The sequence below is a fragment of the Streptomyces sp. NEAU-sy36 genome (assembly GCF_013423905.1).
GTDB lineage: Bacteria > Actinomycetota > Actinomycetes > Streptomycetales > Streptomycetaceae > Streptomyces > Streptomyces misionensis.
In genome coordinates, this window is the sequence record NZ_CP058977.1 from 3,394,843 (window position 1) to 3,413,070 (window position 18,228).

Sequence of the window (18,228 nt, forward strand, 5' to 3'; positions counted from 1 at the left end):
GGAAGGGGCGGGCGAAGCCGAGGGATCGGACATGGAGGAAACCTGCACCGGGAAGCGGTCCGGGAAACGGCACGGGCCCCCGGCCGGCGTGACAGCCGGCCGGGGGCCCGTAATCCGCCGGTCGCGTCAGCCGTCGTTCTCCGACGACGGGATGAACGCGCCCGGGACGTCGTTCGGCGCGTAGAGCTTCTTCTCGCCCGGGTAGGGCTTGGCCCAGTTGTGCGTCTGGTACCACGTGTAGTGGTTCATCTGGGCCGGGTTGGCGTAGTCGGGCACCGCGTTCGGGCCGGTCAGCCGCTGCTCGGACTTCCAGGTGCTCCACTTCGCCGCGAGCGTCCGCGCGGACGCGGGCACCTTCGTCGCGGGCACCGCGGCCGCCTTCGGGTCCTGCGGCGCCGGGGTGTCCACACCGCACGACGGCGCGGTCTTCAACCCGTCGGTCAGCGAGGTCCGGTTGGGCAGCGCCGTGAACGGCGTGTAGTCCGGGTGCTTGGTGAACGCGGCGGACATCGGGGTGGCCGCGCTGTCCTTCTGGTTCATCGGGTGGATCCCGAGGATCTGCTCGATGGTGCGGATCATCGTGATCTGCGAGTAGTAGTGGCTGTCGACCGTGTGGTGCTGCGCCCAGGGGCTGATGATCTGGACCGGCGCACGGTGGCCGTCGACGTGGTCGAGACCCGCCTGGGAGTCGTCCTCGACGACGAAGATTGCCGAGTCCTTCCAGTACTTGCTGTGCGAGATCTCGTCCACGATCTTGCCGGTGGCCAGGTCGTTGTCGGCTACCTGCGCGGCCGGGCTCGCCGGACCACCGGTGTGGTCGCTGGAGAGCCAGAACATGTTCAGGTTCGCCGGACCGTTCTTCTCGAAGTCCTGCTTCCAGATCTGGTACCTGTACTGGTCCGGGACGCTGGTGTCGAACTTCGGGAAGCCGTGCACCGACACGTCGTTGAGCGACGGGATCGGCGAGGAGGAGTTCAGCGGGTAGGCGGTGCCCTGTCCGGTGGCGTCCATGTTCTTGGCGTCGCAGTACAGGTTCTGCCAGCTCGCGTCCGACGGCTTGGTCAGGAACTGCTGGAACTCGCCGAAGTCCCGCACCGACTTGCCGGCCGCCTGCGCCCCGGACCACAGGAACCCGGTCCGCTGGTGGCCGAGGGCGTCGTCCTCGGTGTCGTAACTGCGCGCGTACTCGCCGGCGGAGGACTCGGTGTACTCGGGGTCGTCCGCCTGCATCAGCCAGTTGTGGCCCTCGGCGGAATTGGTGCCGATGTCGTACGTGTTGTCGTACAGCCCGAACTGCTCGGCCAGCGCGTGCTGGTTGGGCGTGACGTTGGCGCCGAACTCGGCCAGCGACGCGTCGCCGTTGCCCTGCGGCACATCGCCGAGCACCTGGTCGTAGGTGCGGTTCTCCTTGACGATCAGGAAGACGTGCTTGATCGTCGAGGGGTCGCCCAGGCGCGTCGGGACCGGCACCGGCTTGGCGTGGCTCCTGCCCTTGGCCACCTTGACCGAGCCGTTGGTCCAGCCGTTCTGCTGGAAGACCTTGGCCGTCTGGGCGCGGATCACGCTGTCGTCGGGCAGCGTGAAGCGCTGCACGCTCGACGTGGTGTCGTGGGTGGCGTGCCCGGCGCTGGTGGTGGGACGGCGGGCGTCGATGCCGCGGGTGTTGGAGATCACCACCTGATTGCCGACGGTCGTGATCTCCGCCGGGAAGTAGTCCGTCGGCAGCAGACCGACGTAACTCACCGGCTCCTGCGGGCTGGTGTACCGGTAGACGGCGACCGCGTTGGCCCGGCCCAGCGTGACGAGGAGGTGCCCGTCGTCGGTGAGCGTCGCCGCGTCGGGCTCGTAGCCGACCGACGCCTCCGGCCACGGCTGCGTGGAGATCGTCTGGACGACCTTGTCGTTGGCGGTGTTGATCACCGACACGTTGTTGGTCGCCGTGTTGGTGACGAACACCGCGCCCTTCTTGGCGTACAGGGCGGTGGGGTGCAGGCCGACGTCGATGCCGGTGACGGGCGCGGAGGGGTGCGCCAGGTCGATGACGCTGACCGTGCCGGTGGTGGTGGCGCCGGTCTTCGGGTCGGCCGGCACCTGGGTGCCGTACGAGTTGATGGTGGTGTCGCCGGCCTTGGCCGGGCGCCCGCCCTCGTTGCTGACGTAGAGCTTGTCGCCGACCTGCACCAGACCGCGCGGGGCGTTGCCCACGGCCCAGCTCTGCTTGACGGCCCCGGTCGCCGCGTCGATCGCGACCACCCGGTTCTGGCCGTTGACCGCCGAGTACACGGTGCGGCCGTCCGCCGAGAACACCGCCGCGGCCACCAGCGCGTGCTTGCTGCCGTCCGCCGGGATCGTGATGTACGTGGGGTCGGAGACGGTGCCGTCCGCGTTCACGGTGAAGCGGGTGTAGCCGTCGGTCTGGCCCAGCCACAGCTGCTTGCCGTCGGGGGAGTAGGTGGGACCCTCCTGGCCCACGGCGTTGCCCTTGATCCGGGGGCTGGACGACGTGGCGTTGCCGACGACCTGCTGCACCTTCCAGTTCTTCAGGTCCACGACGGCCAGCGCGCTGCCGCCGTCGGTGACGGAGGCGGCGAGGTGGGTGCCGTCCGGGCTGACCGTGGACGACATGATCTTGCCGTTGTCGACCACCAGCCGGTCGCCGTACGGCGCGATGTACTGGTCACTGGAGATGACCTGGCCGTTGCGGGTGTTCTGGCCGACCTGCTGGGTGCCGAACTGGTGGGTCTGGGCGAAAGCGGCACCGGCCGCGACGAGCGCGAGCGCGGAGGTGCCCGCCGTCACCAGCGGTATGCGGCGGCCGAAGCGTCCGGCCAGAAAGCCGGAACGCTCCTTCTGGACACGCCTGCGGCGGCGTGTTACCTGCATGGGTTATCCCTTCGAGGTGGGAAGCAGTTCGACGTTGCCGTCGAACTGCCACAGCGGGTTCGGTGCGTCCCCGGTCGGGGTGTGCACCAGGAAGTAGCCGTTCACTTCCTTCGGGCCGTCGCCGTCGGCGACGAACCGCCCGTCCGATGTGACGTCGAGCTGGTAGATGGCCGTACCAGTGGCCTCGACGCCGGGGAGGTGCCAGGAGACGACGCAACGCCAGTCGTTGCCCGGCCCTTGGGCTGCGACCTTGTCGCTGCCCTTGTCGCACGCCGCCGTGGCCCTCAACTGCGCCTCGGTGACATGGGGTCGGTGAAGCTGATCGGTCTGCATGCGGTACAGGTGGCCGAAGGCGGTGGCCAGCGAGCGCTGCACCTTGTCCTGCTCGATCCCGGAGCCCGAGGCCCCGGTCGCCGGGGCGAGCACGGCGGCCGACACCGCGAGCAGGCCCGCCAGCGGCAGCAGCCCCCCGGTGACCGCGCGGCGCCCCGAGCCGTCGAAGCCCGGATGGGTGAAGTCCCGCCGCAGGAACAGCGCGTAGGCGAGCGCGGTCGCGGTGACCGCCCACACGAGGCTCACCGCCACGCCGATGAGCAGCGGGCCCGTCTGACCCGGGCTGGTGAACAGCCCGTTCCAGGCGATGAAGGCGTAGCCGGGCAGCGCGAGGCGCACGACGACGGGCAGTGGCAGCATCTGGGCGAGCTGCATCGCCAGCGCCACGACCGCGGGCAGCAGCAGCCCCATCGGGGACCGTCCGAGCGTCACGGAACCGAGCAGCCCGACCCCGGCCAGCGCCAGCGTCGGCGCGAGCACGGCGGTCCAGGCGAGCAGCACCTTGACGGCGGCGTCCGACGGCGCGAGCAGATGGCCGTCGAGGCCCACCAGCGGCTGGTCGCCGACCGCGAGCAGACCGCCGGCCGCGCTGGAAGCGGCCAGTCCGGCCACGAGCAGCAGGATGACGGTGAGGCTCGCCAGCGTCTTCGCCACGAAGATCCGCCGGGCCGACCGGACGACCACGAGCAGATGGCGCCAGGTGCCGAGCCGGTCCTCGGCGGCGAACACGTCACCGGCCACCACCGAGGTCAGCAGCGGCAGCGCCCAGGTGCCCGCGAAACCGAGCACGACCAGCGGTCCGGCCCATCCGGTGGCGTGCATCCAGCGCCCGAACAGGGTGTCGGAGGGCAGCGTGCTCTGCAGGCTCACCCCGGCGACGAACAGCGCCGGCACCACCCAGCAGGCGAGGACCAGCAGTCTGATCCGCCACTGGGAGACCAGCTTGACCAGTTCGAAGCGGTAGCCGCGCGGCACGGAGACCGGCCGGGCGGGCGCGGGGCGCACCACGGTGAGGTCCGCGGTCATCGGCCGGCCTCCTCGGATTCGGTGAGGGCGAGGAAGGCGGACTCCAACGGCGATACCAGCGGCGCCAGTTCACGCACCGCGACGCCCGACCGCACGACGTCCGCCACGAGTTCGTCGAGCGCGGGCACCGCCGCGCGTACGACGACCACCGCGTCGCCGTACCGCGCCGCACCGGCCTCCACCAGCCGCACGCCGTCCGTCCCGGCGGCCAGCCGCCGCGCCGTCGCCGGGTCGGAGGTGACCAGCCGGTAGTCCAGTTCCCGGTTCTCGGCGGCCAGCTTGGCCGGCGGGCCGGAGAACACGATCCGTCCGGTGGCGAGGATGGTGACCTCGGAACACAGCGCCTCGACGTCGTCCATCCGGTGGCTGGAGAGGACCACGGCGGTGCCGTCCGCCGCGAGCCGGTCGAGGACGCCGTGCACGTTCCGCTTGCCCGCCGGGTCCAGTCCGTTGGCGGGCTCGTCGAGGACGAGCAGGCGGGGCCGGGTGAGCAGGGCGGCGGCGAGCCCCAGCCGCTGGCGCATCCCGAGGGAGAACCCGCGCACCCGGTCGTCGGCGACCTCGCCGAGGCCGACCTCGGCGAGCGCCTCCTCGATCCCCGCCGTCCGGCCGCCGCTGCCGCGCAGGGCCGCCAGCGCGGCCAGGTTCTGCCGGGCGGTGAGCGAGGGGTACAGGCCGGGCCCGTCCACGAAACCGGCCACACCGTCCACGGCGGCGAGTGTCCGGCCGACCGGCACGCCGAGGATCTCCAGCTCGCCGGAGTCGGCGACGGCCAGCCCGAGCAGCAGGCCGAGCAGCGTCGTCTTGCCGGCTCCGTTCGGGCCGACCAGACCGTGGATCCGGCCCGGCGCCACGTCCAGATCGACGCCGTCGAGAGCGACCACCTCGCCGAAGTACTTCGCGATCCCGCGCGCCCGCACCGCGAGACTTGCGTCCATGAACCCCTCCTTCAAGACCGCAAGGACCGTAGGCGGGCGCCGAAGAACCCTGGCAGGGAAGTGAGTTGAACGTTCCGGGAACGAGGGGCGACGGATGTTCGACCGGGCGCGGCGGACCGGCCCCGGCACGCCTTTCCGCATCCGGTGTCCCGTGCGTCCTCGGGGACCGGCCGGGGCGCTGCGGCCGTGGCCGTCCGTGCGGCACACCCCAGGCCGGGCGGGTGCCGCGGCGGGGCACGTGCCGCGCGGTCGTGGCACACAGGCGGGCCGGGTACCCTGCACCCTCGCCGCACCAGGGTGTCGCGCGGCCGAAGCCTGACCGGACATCGGCGTACAGCCGGCCTCCGGCAGGCCCTACACTCACTTGGTAGCCGCAAGCAACGGAATGCGGGTGACGACCGGCACCGCGAGCCGCAGGGGCCAGGAGCGCGCCGTACCCATGGACGGTGCGACGACCACGGCCTGGACGGCGACCGCCGGGAGGGCACACATCGAGACGGGGAGCGCCGAAGCGTTGAGTACCGGGGCACTGGGCACACGGGCGGCGGCCGCCGAGGCCGCGGCGTCCGGCCCGGACGCGCAGACGGCGCGCCGCACGCGGCCGCCCACCGCCCGGGCCCGGCGCTCCGGCCGCGCGCTCGGCGCGGCCGACCGTACCTCGCTCGCGCGGCCGCTGACCCGCGGCCGGCGCCGCCGGGGCGCACCGCTCGGCGCGACCGAGGCGGGTCGCGCCGCGTACCGGAGCGCCGTACGCCGGCGGGGGGCGGAGCCGCGGCCGCTGGAGCCGTGGCCGGCCGAGGACCGCCGCCGGCTCACCCGTCCGCCGAAGCGCCTCGACGACGACCTGGTGGACAGCACGTACACGAGCCTCGGAGCCGGGCCGCACCCGGCGGGCGAGGCGAGGCAAGGAGATCCGCACGCATGACCATGTCCGCGTCCCCGGCCCGCGGGGGAACCCCAGCGATATCCGCGTCACCACCGGCCGGCCGGCTGACGCACCGCCAGATCATGACGATCCTGAGCGGCCTGATGCTGGGCATGTTCCTCGCGGCCCTCGACCAGACCATCGTCAGCACCTCGATCCGGACCATAGCCGACGATCTGCACGGACTCAGCGCGCAGGCGTGGGTCACCACCGCGTACCTGATCACGTCGACCATCAGCACGCCGCTGTACGGCAAGCTGTCCGACCTCTACGGCCGCAAGCCCTTCTTCCTCGCGGCCATCACCATCTTCGTCGTCGGCTCGGCGGCCTGTTCGTTCGCCACCTCGATGAACGCGCTGTCGGCCTTCCGGGCCTTCCAGGGCATCGGCGCCGGCGGTCTGATGTCGCTGGCACTGGCGATCATCGGTGACATCGTGCCGCCCCGCGAGCGCGCCCGTTACCAGGGCTACATGCTCGCCATGTTCGGCTCCTCCAGCGTCCTCGGACCGCTCATCGGCGGCTTCCTGGCCGGCCGCAGCAGCATCCTGGCCATCTCCGGCTGGCGCTGGGTCTTCCTCGTCAACGTGCCCGTCGGCATCATCGCCCTGTTCGTCGTCGCCAAGGTGCTCAACCTCCCGCACACCCGGCGCGAGCACCGCATCGACTGGTGGGGCGCGGTGACCATCGCCGTCGGCGTGGTGCCGCTGCTGCTCGTGGCCGAGCAGGGCCAGAGCTGGGGCTGGACCTCCACCAAGGCGTACGTCTGCTACGCGGTCGGGGCCGTCGGCCTGCTGGCCTGGGTCCTCGTGGAGCGGGCCATGGGCGACGAGGCGCTGATCCCGATGCGCCTGTTCCGCAGCTCCGTGTTCAGCAAGATGAGCCTGCTGTCCGTGCTCATCGGCATGGGCATGTTCGGCGGGATGATGATGGTCCCGCTGTACCTCCAGATCGTGAAGGGCGTCAGCCCCACCAAGTCCGGGCTGCTGATGCTGCCGCTGATGATCGGCATGATCGCCGGCACCATCGTGGTCGGCCGCATCATCTCCAAGACCGGCAAGTACAAGATCTTCCCGGTCGTCGGCACCATGCTGCTCATCGCGGCCATGCTGCTCTTCCACTACCGGGTCCAGTGGGACAGCCCGCTGCCGGAAACCATGGCCTACATGGCGCTGTTCGGCGTCGGCCTCAGCGGCTGCATGCAGATCCTGACCCTGGCCGTGCAGAACTCCGTCGAGCCCAAGGACATGGGCGTGGCGACCGCGTCGGCCACCTTCTTCCGGCAGATGGGCGGCACCGCCGGTACGGCGGTCTTCCTGTCCGTGCTGTTCAGCACCGTCGGCGACAAGATCGCGTCGGCGTTCGCCGCCGCGGCCCGGACCCCCGCGTTCCAGGCCGCGCTGCACGACCCGGCCGTGCGCGCCGACCCCGCGAACGCGCCCGTCCTGAAGATGGTCGAGCACCCCGGCGCGGGCGGCGGCAGCGGCTCGGGCGTGCTGGACGACTCCTCCTTCATCCAGCGGCTCGACCCGCGTCTGGCCCAGCCCTTCAAGGAGGGCTTCACCGACTCGATGCACCTCGTGTTCCTGTGCGCCGCGGCCATCATGGTCGTCGGCCTCCTGGTCGCGGTGTGGACCAAGGAGGTGCCGCTGCGCAAGGTGTCGGGTCTGGAGGCCCGCGCCGCCGAGGCGAACGGCACGCCGGAGGACGGCGGTCAGGCGGACGGCGCCCAGGCGCCGGAGCCCGCCGCCGCACCCGCCCCGGTGGCGGGCGCCCCCGCGGCCGTCGAGACCCTGCCCGCACGGGACGGCGCCGCCGGCACCGCCCGGCAGGCCGTGCGCGGCCGGGTGCTGGACGGCTCGGGCGCCCCGGTCCCGCAGGCGGCGGTCACCCTGATCGACGTCCGGGGCCGGCAGCTGGACCGTGCCGTCAGCGCCCAGGACGGCAGCTACTCGGTGACGGTGACCGGCTCCGGCACGTACGTGCTGATCGGTGCCGCGGGCGCCCGTCAGCCGCAGGCCGTCACCGTACTGGTCGGCGAGGAGCCGATCGTCCGCGACCTCGTGCTCAGCGGCAGCACCGCCGCTCTCGCCGGGTCCGTCCGGGACGCGGCCGAGGGGCACCCGCTGCCGGGTGCCCTGCTGGTCGCGACCGACCTGCGCGGTGAGGTCGTCACCTCCGGCACCACCGGCGCCGACGGCGGCTTCTCGCTGGCGGACCTGGTCCCCGGCAGCTACACCCTCGCCGTGAACGCGCCGGGCTACCGTCCGGCGGCCGTGCCGGTCGAGGTCGCGCCGGGAGCCACCGAGCCCTGCGAGATCGGCCTCGAACCCGGCGCCCGGGTGCACGGCGTCGTCAGCTCCGTCACCGGCAACCCGCTCGGCGACGCCAAGGTGACCCTGCTGGACTCGGCGGGCAATGTGATCGGCACCGCGACCACCGGCGCCGACGGCGTGTACGGCTTCGGTGACCTGGACCGCGGCGAGTACACCGTCATCGCCGGCGGCTACGCCCCGGTCGCCACGTCCGTGCGCCTGGACGCCGGCGGCACGACGGACCTCGACGTCGACCTGTCCCACGAGGACACGGTCGGCTAGCCCGCGCCTGCCACGGCAGCTCGGGGCCCGCGATCCACTGGATCGCGGGCCCCGCTTCCTCGTTCTCTCCGGCCTCCGGTCCCGCCGCCGCTTGACCTTGACACCGTGACAAGGACTTCACTGCGGTCAAGGAGGTGGTCCCCATGACCCTGCCGCACGAGGTCCAAATTCTGCGAAGCCTGGAGCACGACGACTCCTCGGTCCGGCTGCGAGCGGCGCTGGCGGCCGGTACGACCCCGCACCCGGGGTTCGTCGGCAAGCTCGTCGAGCGCTGCGGGAGCGAACCCGACTTCCCCGTACGCGAGATGCTGACGTGGGCCCTCACCCGGCACGCGCCCGCGACGACGGTCCCGGCCCTGCTCGGCGAACTCCGCTCCGAACACGCGCAGGCGCGCGGCCAGGCGCTGCACACCCTGTCCAAGATCGGTGACCGGCGGGCCTGGCCGGCGATCACCCCGGCGCTGCTGTCCGACGCGGACGACGAGGTGGCCCGCAGCGCCTGGCGGGCGGCGGTCGTCCTCGTACCGGAAGGGGCGGAGCACCAGTTGGCCGTAGTGTTGGCGGCACAGCTCGGGCGCGGCGAGCACGAGACCCGGCTGAGCCTCAGCCGCGCGCTGATCGCGCTCGGCGAGGTGATGCTGCCGGTGCTGGACGCCGCGACGACGGATCCCGATCCGCGGGTGCGCGCCCATGCGCTCGCCACGCAGCGGCTGTGGCGCGACCCGGAGGCCGGATTCGGGTTCGCGATCGAGGAGGCGAAGCGTGTCGTGGCCCTCGGCGGGGCCGGCCGGGAGGGGCGGTAGGCAGTGCTGATCGGCGATGTGGCGCGACGGTCCGGGGTCAGCGCCCGTATGCTCCGGCACTACGAATCGCTCGGCCTGGTGCGGCCGACGGGCCGGACCGGCTCCGGCTACCGGGAGTACTCCAGCGAGAACATCCGGCGTGTCTTCCACATCGAGAGCCTGCGGTCCCTGGGGCTTTCGCTGAGCGACGTCGGGCGCGCGCTCGACGACCCGGGCTTCGCACCCGCCGAACTCGTCGAGGACCTCGTCCGCCGGACGCGCGAGCGCATCGCGGCGGAGACGGAACTGCTCACGCGGCTGCGCCGGATCGGTGCCGCGGAACCCGCCGACTGGGAGGACGTCCTCCAGACCGTCGCGCTCCTCAAGGCCCTGAGGTCGGACAGCGCGGGGGCCCGGCAGCGGGCGGCCCTGTCCGCGGCGGAGGAGGTGCCCGTGCCGGTCGAGGCACTGGTCGAGGCCGCGCTGGGCGAGTCGGACCCGAGCGTCGCCGGGGCCCTGCGCTGGGCCTTGGCGCACGCGGGCGGGGACGCGCCCGCACTGTTGGCCGAGGGCCTCGCCGCGCCCGAGGCCGAGGTACGCGAACGCGCCGTCCGGGCCCTCGCCGAGATCCCGGACGACACGGCGACCGCACTACTGCGGGACGCCCTCACGAACCCCGACGGCGCGGTGCGCGGCCATGCCGCCCTGGCCCTCGGTGCGCGGGGGGTGGCCGAGGCGGTCCCGACGCTGCTCGACATGGTCGTCGAGGGCCGAAACGACATCGAAGCGTCCGACGCGCTGGGCACGCTGGCGAGCGGCCCCGCGCCGGCCGAGCGGATCGCCACCGGTCTGGTCGACCGCCTCTCCCGGGACACCCCCGGCCCGGCCGCCCGTCGCCGCCTTGCGCAAGCGCTCGCGGAGATCCCGGGAACCACGGCCTCGCAGGCCCTCGCGGCCCTGTCCACCGACGAGGACCGGGCCGTGGCCCTCACGGCGAGGTACGTCCTCACTCTGCGCGGGGCGGGGTAGTGGACGTGCCGCACCCACCGCCTCAGTGCTCGTCCTCGGGGGGCAGGCTGGGCACGTCGGCGCGGAAGAGGCTGATCAGCAGCCCGTACGGCTCCCCTCGTGTGGAGTCGGCCGGATGCGGCTCGTCGGTCAGGGCGCGCAACCGGGCCTCCAGCGCGCGTGCCTCGTCGGCGGTGAGCCAGAGGTGGCGCAGCGCCGTGTGCGAGGGCTCGTCCCGCCTGCCCGGCAGCATCTCGCCGAGCGCCGCCCTGACGAGGAACTCCGGGCCGACCGTGGCGTCCTGATGCACCCGGAAGCCGCTGCTGACCAGAGCGAAGTACTGCTCGGTGCCGCCGCGCACCCGGCGGGTCTCGGTCAGCCGGACCAGTCCGGCCTCGCGCAGCACGCGCACGTGGTGGCCGATGGTGCCCTTGCTCATCCCCAGCGCGCCGGCGAGCTGGCGCAGTGTCGCGGGCCGTTGGCGCAGCAGGTTGACCATGCGGTGCCGTAGTGGATGCCCGAGGGCCTTGAACTGCTCGGGCGAGCGCAGCACGAGGTGTCCCTGCTCGTCACGGGTGTCTTCGGCGGTGCCGCCGGGCGTTTGTCGCTCTGCCATGGACTGAAGTGTTCAGGAAAATAAACTCTTTTGACAACTTCGCCGAGGCCGCTCCAGAATCCCCGTCGAGGAAGTGGCGAGGAATCTCGCCACTTGACCGGAGATCCCTAGGAGTCCCATGCCCTTCGCCGTGGCGCACGTTCCCACCGCCCGTGCCGCCCGCTATCTCGAGCAACTCGTCTCCCACTTGGGCCACACGGCCGACACCGCGCTCACCCCGGACGGCCGGGGCACGATCACGGTGGCCGCCGGCACCTGCACCCTGGCGCCCACCGCGGACCGCCTGGAACTGACCGCCACCGCGCCCGACGGCGAGTCACTGGCCCACGTGCAGGGACTGATCGGCCGGCACCTGGTCCGCTTCGCCACGCCGGAGCGGCTCGCCGTCGACTGGAGTGCCCCGGTCGACGGCGGCGAACTCGAACCCGGCCACCCCGCGCTGGACGCGTATCTGCTCGCCCACCACACCCCGGCCGACGCCGTCCTCGGCGAACTGGCCGCCGCCACCCGCGAGGCGGCCGCCGACGCCGCGCACATGCAGGTCTCCTCCGACGAGGGCGCGCTGCTCACTCTGCTGACCCGGCTGACGGGTGCCCGCTTCGCGGTCGAGGTCGGCGTCTTCACCGGCTACTCGACCCTGTGCATCGCCCGCGGCATGGCCCCCGGCGGACGGCTGCTCGCCTGCGACGTCAGCGAGGAGTGGGCGGCGCTCGGCCGGCCGTACTGGGAGCGGGCGGGCGTCGCCGACCGGATCGACCTGCGCATCGCCCCCGCGCTGGAGACGCTGCGCGCGCTCGGCCCCGAACCGGTCGTCGACATCGCCTTCATCGATGCCGACAAAGTCAACTATCCGGCCTACTACGAGGAGTTGGTGGTCCGGTTGCGACCGGGCGGCATCGTCGTCCTGGACAACGTCTTCCTCGGCGGCCGGGTCCTCGACCCCGCGTACGACGAGGAGCGCTATGCGGCGATGCGGCGGCTCAACGACCTGATCGCCACCGACGAACGCGTGGAGTCGGTGATGCTGCCGGTGCGCGACGGGGTGACCGTGGCCCGCCGCCGCTGAACCCGCGCCGCCGCGTTCACCGGTCGGTGTGCGCGGTGATCCAGGTCTTCAGGGCCTCCTCGTGCTCCGCGCCGGCGGGCGGCAGGCCGGGGGCGCAGGACAGGGGGGTCTGGGAGAGCCGGAGGTGGGTGAGGTAGCCGTAGGGGCCCGCGTCGGCCGACGGGCCGAGGATCAGGGCATGGGTCGGGGTGCGCCAGATCCGGTGGGTCAGCGCGAGGCCGAAGCCCACGGTGTGGTCGGACACCAGGGTGCGCTCGGGACCGGCGCCGAGCGTCTCGGTCACGGCCCCGGCCGCCCGCGCGAGCACGGCCTCGCAGTCCTGGACGGTGGCGGGCCGCCGGGAGCTCCAGCCGGACGCCTGCTCCCAGCCCTCCATGTACCCGTTCAGCCAGGTCGCGTCGGCCATCGTCGAATCCTGCGGATCGGCGGGGTACACCTGGCCGAAGACCAGGAACGCGCGGTCCTCCCGGTTCCCGAACGGGCTGAAGCCCTCGCTGCACAGCACATGCCCGTACCCGGTGCGGAAGGAGTCGCGGACCAGCTCGGCCTCCCACCGCCAGCCGCGCCGCCGCAGCTCCTCGTCGACCGTGTCCTCGTCCTCGCCGGCGAGCGGCACGAACGGCAGCGTGACCAGTTCCGCGACGGCGTCGGCGGTCAACGGGCAATGGGCGAGGGCGTGGACGGCTGTCGGCATGCCGACGACTCCAGAGACCCTCTCCGCGCGAGCGCGGCGATACGGTGTGGCCATGTCGGCGTTCATACAGCAACTCCCCGCCCTGGTCGGTGTGGTGATCGGGGCCCTCGGGTCGTACTGGGCGAGTGCGCGCGGCGACCGCGCCCGCTTCCGCCGTGAGCAGGCGGCCCGTTGGGACGAGCGGCGGCTGACGGCCTACTCGGACTACGCCAGGGCGCTGAAGAAGAGCGTCACCCTGGCCTACCGGATCGCGGCACACCTCGGCAACGACCCGCACCCCCACCCCCTGTCGCCCGAGGAAGCGGCACCGGCCGTGGCCGCCGCCACCGATGCCCGGGACCCGGCCGGGGAGGCACTGCTGATGCTCGGCGCCCGGGACGTGGTGGAGAAGGCCCGCCAATGGGTCGTCGTGGTGATGGAGATGGAAGCGTTCCTGCGCGAGGGGACGCACGATCCGGACGCCTGGTCCGGCATGCTCGCACGCCAACGCGCCGCCCGCGAGGGCTACTACGCGGCCGTCCGCCGCGACCTGGCCCTGCCGCCCGGCCACGCCGCCGACTGGGCCCTGGTCCCGTCGCGGAACCCCTGAGGCCCTCCGCCGGCGGCCTCGGGCGGTGGCCGGCGGCCCGCCGTGCGGCCGCTCGGTAGGATGAGCGCGAGTTCGACGAGGGGATACGGGGTGGAGCGGTCGTTGAGCATCGCGGTGGCGCAGCCGAGGTGCACGGACTACGACGTGACGGTCAACGCCGTCGCGCACGCGGAGGCCGTGCGGGCGGCCCGCGCGCGAGTGGTGGTCTTCCCCGAGATGTCGCTGACCGGGTACCGGCTGGACGCGGCGCCGGTCTCCCCGGACGACGAACGGCTGGCCCCGATCGTCGCCGCGTGCGCCGAGACCGGAACGCTCGCGCTCGTCGGCGCGCCGGTCCCTGGTCCGCGCATCGGCGTCCTGGCGGTGGACGCGGACGGTGCGCGCGTGGCCTACGGGAAGGTCCATCTGCACGGCAGCGAGGCCGCGCACTTCGTGCCGGGGGAGCACACCGTGATCGAAGTGGACGGATGGCGGCTGGGGCTGGCCGTCTGCCGTGACACGGGGATCCCCGAACATGCCGCGAAAACGGCCGCGTTGGGGATCGACGGTTACGTGGCCGGGGTCGTCCACGCCGATCACGAGGCCGAGGTCCACGGTGAGCGCGCCCGCCGGGTCGCCGCCGACCACGGTGTGTGGGTCGCCACGGCGGCCTTCGCCGGTCCGACCGGTGGCGGCTTCGACCGCACGTCCGGCCGTTCGGGCATCTGGTCCGCCGACGGGCGACAGGTCGCGGAGGCGGGCGTCGCCCCCGACCAGATCGCGCGGGCGGTCTTCACCACGTGACTCCGCGTCGGCGCGCGGGGGCGGCGACCGGCGGATCACAGCGGGCTGCCGTGCTCCACGGCCGTGCCCTCGGCGTCGCCGCTCGCCGCGCCGCCCGGTGTCCCGCGCATCACGGCCTCGAAGAGGTGGCCGGTGCGCGGCGCGGAGGTGGGGGGCCCGCCGGCGGGGCCGTGGTTCACAGGGTCTTGCGCATGAGGACGCACATGGTCTCGTAGCGGTGGATCGACCCGTCGGGTCCTTCCTCGTCCCAGGCGTCGGGCTCGCGCCCGTACGCGGCGTACCCCAGGCGCTCGTACAGGGCGCGAGCCCGTGGGTTGTCCTCCTCCACGGCGAGTTCCGCCCTGCGCAGGCCGCGGTCCCTGATCCGCTGCTCGGCGGCGCGGATCAGCAGCGTGCCCAGACCGCAGGACTGGAGCGCCGGGAGCACGGCGAGCTGCCACAGGGTGCCGGCCCCCGCGGAAGCCCGGTAGTCGATGCCGCCGATCGCCACCGGCAGGTCCGCGGGGGTGCACACCGCCAGGTAGTCCGCCTCACCGGCCGCGGCACGGGCCAACTGCCGCCCGATCTGCCGCACATGGGTCGCCGAGCCCGACCAGCCGCAGGCCGGCAGGTCGCGCGGGCGCAGATCGCGGATGCCGACGGGTACGACGACGTCGATGCCGGAGCCGGCGGATTCGGGTACGGGGGTCACGGTCCCGAGCATGCCGACCGGCGCGACGGCACGGCAACCCGTTTGTTCCGCCGTCCCGGGGCTCGGCGCATCGGGGGTCCTGCCGCCGCTCGCGCGGGCCCGTGCGCCGCTTGACTTCGAGGGCACTCCAATCCGTAGCGTTCCGGGCATGACTACCGCACAGCACAGGATCGGGTCCGGTTTCGGTGCCCGCAGCACGGCGGACGACGTTCTGCGGGGCATCGATCTGACCGGCAGGCTCGCCCTCGTCACCGGCGGCTATTCGGGCATCGGCCTGGAGACCACGCGCTCGCTCGTCAGGGCCGGTGCCCGGGTGGTCGTACCGGCGCGCCGGCCGGACACCGCCGAGCAGGCGCTGGGCGGGCTGCCCGGCGTCGAGGTGGACGAGATGGACCTCGGGGACCTGGAAAGCGTGCGCGCTTTCGCAGAGCGTTTCCTCGGCTCCGGACGGACGCTGGACATGGTCATCGGCAGTGCCGGGATCATGGCGTGCCCGGAGACCCGGGTGGGGCCCGGCTGGGAGGCGCAGTTCGCCACCAACCACCTCGGGCACTACGCCCTCGTCAACCGGCTGTGGCCGGCGATCGCGGCGGGCGGCGCCCGGGTCGTCTCGGTGTCCTCCCGCGGCCACCATGCCAGCGGCATCCGCTGGGACGACGTCAACTGGCGTCGGGGGTACGACAAGTGGGAGGCGTACGGCCAGGCCAAGACCGCCAACGTGCTGTTCGCCGTCCATCTCGACAAGCTGGGCCGGGACGCGGGCGTGCGCGCCTTCGCGCTGCACCCCGGCGGCATCCTCACCCCGCTCCAGCGGCACCTCGGCAAGGAGGAGCAGATCGAGCGCGGCTGGATCGACGAGAACGGCACCGTGCTCCACCCCGAGGCCTTCAAGACCCCGCAGCAGGGCGCGGCCACCCAGGTGTGGGCGGCGACCTCCCCGCAACTGGACGGTCTCGGCGGTCTCTACCTGGAGGACTGCGACGTCGCCGAGCCCGCGCCGGCCGACGGCGAGCGCGAAGGCGTCAAGGACTGGGCGATCGACCCGGAGCAGGCGGCCCGGCTGTGGACGCTGTCCGCCGAACTGACCGGCCTCGACGCGTTCGCGGACCGGGCATAGCGGCCGGCGGGCGCGGTCCGGCCGGGGCCGGGCGCTAAGGTCGGCACGGGACGGTCAAGTGTGCGAGTGGGGATCGGTGAGTTCCGTGAAGCGCGGAGTCGGCCTTCTGGGCCTCTTCCTCATACCGCTGGTGTGGGGGGCGGTGGATCTCGTGGGTTCCCTGACGGCTTCGTCGCAGGTCCTGTGCCCCGGTGAGAACGTGGGCGCGGACGGGGAGGAGCGCCCGGGGCCGATGCGGCCCGGCGACACCCGGTGCTCGGTGCTGGACGGTTCCCACGCGGTGGCCACGCGGACCTACGAGGAGCAGCGGTGGGTGCAGTCCGACGCGCGGCACCAGGACGCCGGGAACGGCGTCCTGCTCATGGCGTACGGCGCGACGGGGGCGCTGCTGACGTGGCGGTACTCGCGGGTGGCGGGGGCGTGAGGAGGGCGGCTCAGGGCGGGCGCTCGGACGCGCCGGGGGAGGTGTCCGCCGGCTGCGCCTCGGCCGCCCGGCACGCCGGGCAGATGGGCCGGGCCCGGCGGCCGTAGCGGTGGGTGAGGCCGTGGCAGCGCGGGCAGTAGCCGACCTCGTCCGGCCGGCAGTCCAGCAGGTGCGCGGCGGCGGTGCGGTCCGTGGCGGGATCGATGCGCCGCGGCATCTCCTCCATGAGCGCGAATGTACGTCCGGTGCCGTGGCCCGGCAGCTCGGGACGGGCCGCACGGACCCCCTGCGGCCGGTGCCGCCGGAACGCCCGTTGACGGGCGGTGGCCGCCGGGGAGGAGCACGGGCCGGCTGCGGCACCGGCGGACCGATCGCCCGCTGCGGCCGATCAAGGGGGGTGTCCGTAAAATGTGGTGGGGCTGTCGTGACTCGGTCCTCGCGTCTGTGACAGCCTGCCGCCATGCCAGCCGAGCTGCGAGAACATGCAGGACGTCACTACGCCGTCCAGTTCCACTACGCCTTGCCCGACGATGCCTGGGCTGTGGAGCTGAGCGAGGCCGTGCCGGCGCCGTCCGCGTGGGCCGAGCACCCCGGTGCGGAAAGGTGGCTGCCTGGAGCGGCCTTCATAGTGGCGTTCGTGCCCGACGAGGATCCGCATCTGGAGCCGACCGTCCACATCCACAGCCACGATGAGCACGTCGTCCCCTACGAGATCATGCGCTGGTTCATGGACCAGGTCGCCGACCAAGTAGAACGCTGCCGCATCGCCTTCGCGCAGAGCGGGCGGGAAGGAGTGGGATGATCTTGCCGTGGCTGGTGTGATCACTGCATCGGAGCCGTCTTGGAGGGTCCCGTTCACCGGACTGAGCCCGCGGCAGTTCGCGCCACTCTTCGGGGTCTCGAAGTCGGCGGCGGACCGGAACATCGACCACCTCGGGCCCGATGCTCGCGCTCCGGCCTCGCAAGCGGCTCGCCGATGACGACCTGGTGAGCGGTGGAGCACCGGTAGTTCTTCGATTGCTCCGCCACGGAGTGGTCGCGGGTGGGAACCAGCGTGCCGTCCACGATGAGCACGGCGGACGGCGTCCACCACGCCATGCCCGGCACCGCGCGGATGCACGACCTCGCCCTCGCTGGTCAGGAAGGCGGGCCACACGACGGCCCGGGATGACGAGGAGATCATTTACGGGACAGCCCTTAGGCTCGCACAATGTTCGAAGGAAAACTGGTGAGACTTCGCGCGCTGCGCTCCGAGGACGCCGCCCACCACGTCCGGTGGCGCAACGACCCGGAGGTGGTGCGGTGGGCGGCGGCCGGTGACCCGTGTTTCGGCCCGGTCACGGCGGAGGCGATCGCGCTCGGCTTCGAGACCATGCTGCGACTGAGCCCGAGGGAGTCGGCCGTGTTCACGGTCGAGGAGCTGGCCGGCGGGAAGGTGATCGGCATGGCCGACTACCGCGACCTCGACCCCTACGCCGGAGTGGCGACGCTGGGAGTCACCATCGGCGAGCGGGAGTTCTGGGGCCGCGGCCACGGCAGTGACGCGATGCGGCTGCTCGTCACCCACCTGTTCGGCGCGTACGGTCTGCGCCGGCTGGAGCTGGACACCTGGAGCGGCAACGAACGCGCCGTGCGCGCCTTCTCGCGACTGGGCTTCCAGGAGGAGGGCCGCCGCCGGTCGGCCGTGCTGGTCGAGGGGGAGCGCTACGACCGCGTGCTCTTCGGAATGCTCCGCGAGGAGTGGACGGAGCCCGTGTGA

Annotated in this window: 20 protein-coding genes and 1 pseudogene; 13 read left to right on the forward strand and 8 right to left on the reverse strand. The window is 72.8% G+C overall.

Translation table 11 applies throughout. The annotated features are described in order from the left end of the window. Nucleotides 1-126 precede the first annotated feature (126 nt). Genes HZZ00_RS15675 through HZZ00_RS15685 form a run of 3 tightly spaced genes read right to left on the reverse strand, consistent with a single transcriptional unit; the run spans nt 127 to nt 5,180 of the window. Nucleotides 127-2,883 carry a phosphoesterase gene (locus tag HZZ00_RS15675; RefSeq protein WP_180332757.1) on the reverse strand — a complete coding sequence of 919 codons (2,757 nt, stop codon included), beginning with the start codon at nt 2,881-2,883 and terminating at the stop codon, nt 127-129. Nucleotides 2,884-2,886: 3 nt separating this feature from the next. Next, entirely contained in the window at nt 2,887-4,242 is a 1,356-nt protein-coding gene (locus tag HZZ00_RS15680) for an ABC transporter permease (RefSeq protein ID WP_180332758.1), read from the reverse strand. Beyond that, complete coding sequence (locus HZZ00_RS15685) at nt 4,239-5,180, reverse strand: ABC transporter ATP-binding protein (protein WP_180332759.1); 942 nt, start codon at nt 5,178-5,180, stop codon at nt 4,239-4,241. Before HZZ00_RS15685 ends, HZZ00_RS15680 begins: the two co-directional genes overlap by 4 nt. A 391-nt stretch (nt 5,181-5,571) precedes the next feature. Here HZZ00_RS15685 and HZZ00_RS15690 point away from each other — a divergent pair, with 391 nt between their 5' ends. From HZZ00_RS15690 to HZZ00_RS15705, 4 genes are all read left to right on the forward strand, one after another. Continuing rightward, nucleotides 5,572-6,105: a hypothetical protein gene (locus tag HZZ00_RS15690; RefSeq protein ID WP_180332760.1), complete on the forward strand. Its 534-nt coding sequence runs from the start codon at nt 5,572-5,574 to the stop codon at nt 6,103-6,105. After that, nucleotides 6,102-8,699 (forward strand): MFS transporter, encoded by a 2,598-nt coding sequence (locus HZZ00_RS15695; RefSeq protein WP_180332761.1) that lies wholly within the window; start codon nt 6,102-6,104, stop codon nt 8,697-8,699. The genes HZZ00_RS15690 and HZZ00_RS15695 overlap by 4 nt, the downstream gene beginning before the upstream one ends. 143 nt (nt 8,700-8,842) lie before the next feature. Next, entirely contained in the window at nt 8,843-9,502 is a 660-nt protein-coding gene (locus HZZ00_RS15700) for a HEAT repeat domain-containing protein (protein ID WP_180332762.1), read from the forward strand. 3 nt (nt 9,503-9,505) lie between these two features. Continuing rightward, nucleotides 9,506-10,510, forward strand: a complete 1,005-nt coding sequence (locus HZZ00_RS15705) for a HEAT repeat domain-containing protein (protein WP_180332763.1) — start codon at nt 9,506-9,508, stop codon at nt 10,508-10,510. A gap of 22 nt (nt 10,511-10,532) precedes the next feature. Here the strand turns inward: HZZ00_RS15705 and HZZ00_RS15710 are convergent, their stop codons facing one another. Beyond that, entirely contained in the window at nt 10,533-11,105 is a 573-nt protein-coding gene (locus HZZ00_RS15710) for a transcriptional regulator (protein WP_180332764.1), read from the reverse strand. Nucleotides 11,106-11,223: 118 nt separating this feature from the next. Here HZZ00_RS15710 and HZZ00_RS15715 point away from each other — a divergent pair, with 118 nt between their 5' ends. Further along, nucleotides 11,224-12,171 (forward strand): DUF2218 domain-containing protein, encoded by a 948-nt coding sequence (locus tag HZZ00_RS15715; protein ID WP_219014026.1) that lies wholly within the window; start codon nt 11,224-11,226, stop codon nt 12,169-12,171. A gap of 16 nt (nt 12,172-12,187) precedes the next feature. Here HZZ00_RS15715 and HZZ00_RS38360 read toward each other — a convergent pair whose 3' ends face one another. Then, the gene (locus HZZ00_RS38360) at nt 12,188-12,865 is read right to left on the reverse strand and encodes a hypothetical protein (protein WP_257585821.1); all 678 of its coding nucleotides are present in this window, start codon (nt 12,863-12,865) and stop codon (nt 12,188-12,190) included. A 52-nt stretch (nt 12,866-12,917) separates the two neighbouring features. On the opposite strand from HZZ00_RS38360, the gene HZZ00_RS15725 reads away from it, so the two are divergent. Together HZZ00_RS15725 and HZZ00_RS15730 are read left to right on the forward strand one after the other, a co-directional pair. Continuing rightward, nucleotides 12,918-13,454: a hypothetical protein gene (locus HZZ00_RS15725; protein WP_180332765.1), complete on the forward strand. Its 537-nt coding sequence runs from the start codon at nt 12,918-12,920 to the stop codon at nt 13,452-13,454. 102 nt (nt 13,455-13,556) lie between these two features. Next, the gene (locus tag HZZ00_RS15730) at nt 13,557-14,237 is read left to right on the forward strand and encodes a carbon-nitrogen hydrolase family protein (RefSeq protein ID WP_257585822.1); all 681 of its coding nucleotides are present in this window, start codon (nt 13,557-13,559) and stop codon (nt 14,235-14,237) included. A 35-nt stretch (nt 14,238-14,272) separates the two neighbouring features. On the opposite strand, the gene HZZ00_RS15735 is transcribed toward HZZ00_RS15730, so the two are convergent. Both HZZ00_RS15735 and HZZ00_RS15740 read right to left on the reverse strand, forming a co-directional pair. Continuing rightward, nucleotides 14,273-14,416, reverse strand: a complete 144-nt coding sequence (locus tag HZZ00_RS15735) for a hypothetical protein (RefSeq protein ID WP_180332766.1) — start codon at nt 14,414-14,416, stop codon at nt 14,273-14,275. Continuing rightward, complete coding sequence (locus HZZ00_RS15740; protein ID WP_180332767.1) at nt 14,413-14,940, reverse strand: N-acetyltransferase; 528 nt, start codon at nt 14,938-14,940, stop codon at nt 14,413-14,415. Before HZZ00_RS15740 ends, HZZ00_RS15735 begins: the two co-directional genes overlap by 4 nt. 136 nt (nt 14,941-15,076) lie before the next feature. Here HZZ00_RS15740 and HZZ00_RS15745 point away from each other — a divergent pair, with 136 nt between their 5' ends. Both HZZ00_RS15745 and HZZ00_RS15750 read left to right on the forward strand, forming a co-directional pair. Continuing rightward, nucleotides 15,077-16,045 carry an SDR family NAD(P)-dependent oxidoreductase gene (locus tag HZZ00_RS15745; protein WP_180332768.1) on the forward strand — a complete coding sequence of 323 codons (969 nt, stop codon included), beginning with the start codon at nt 15,077-15,079 and terminating at the stop codon, nt 16,043-16,045. Between the two features lie 85 nt (nt 16,046-16,130). Then, a complete protein-coding gene (locus HZZ00_RS15750) occupies nt 16,131-16,469 on the forward strand; it encodes a hypothetical protein (protein ID WP_180332769.1) in 339 nt (112 codons plus the stop codon). Between the two features lie 10 nt (nt 16,470-16,479). Here the strand turns inward: HZZ00_RS15750 and HZZ00_RS15755 are convergent, their stop codons facing one another. Then, nucleotides 16,480-16,695, reverse strand: coding sequence for a hypothetical protein (locus HZZ00_RS15755; protein WP_180332770.1), 216 nt, complete (start codon nt 16,693-16,695; stop codon nt 16,480-16,482). 234 nt (nt 16,696-16,929) lie between these two features. Between HZZ00_RS15755 and HZZ00_RS15760 the strand changes: the two genes are divergently transcribed. The 4 genes and pseudogenes from HZZ00_RS15760 (at nt 16,930) to HZZ00_RS15775 (ending at nt 18,228) form a co-directional block, all read left to right on the forward strand. Next, complete coding sequence (locus HZZ00_RS15760; protein WP_180332771.1) at nt 16,930-17,271, forward strand: hypothetical protein; 342 nt, start codon at nt 16,930-16,932, stop codon at nt 17,269-17,271. Between the two features lie 7 nt (nt 17,272-17,278). After that, nucleotides 17,279-17,459, forward strand: a pseudogene (locus tag HZZ00_RS15765) (IS5/IS1182 family transposase); the annotation flags it as partial. A 52-nt stretch (nt 17,460-17,511) separates the two neighbouring features. Further along, nucleotides 17,512-17,640 (forward strand): hypothetical protein, encoded by a 129-nt coding sequence (locus HZZ00_RS38365; protein ID WP_257586050.1) that lies wholly within the window; start codon nt 17,512-17,514, stop codon nt 17,638-17,640. 57 nt (nt 17,641-17,697) lie between these two features. Then, on the forward strand, nt 17,698-18,228 hold the full coding sequence (locus HZZ00_RS15775) for a GNAT family N-acetyltransferase (protein WP_257585823.1): 531 nt from the start codon (nt 17,698-17,700) through the stop codon (nt 18,226-18,228).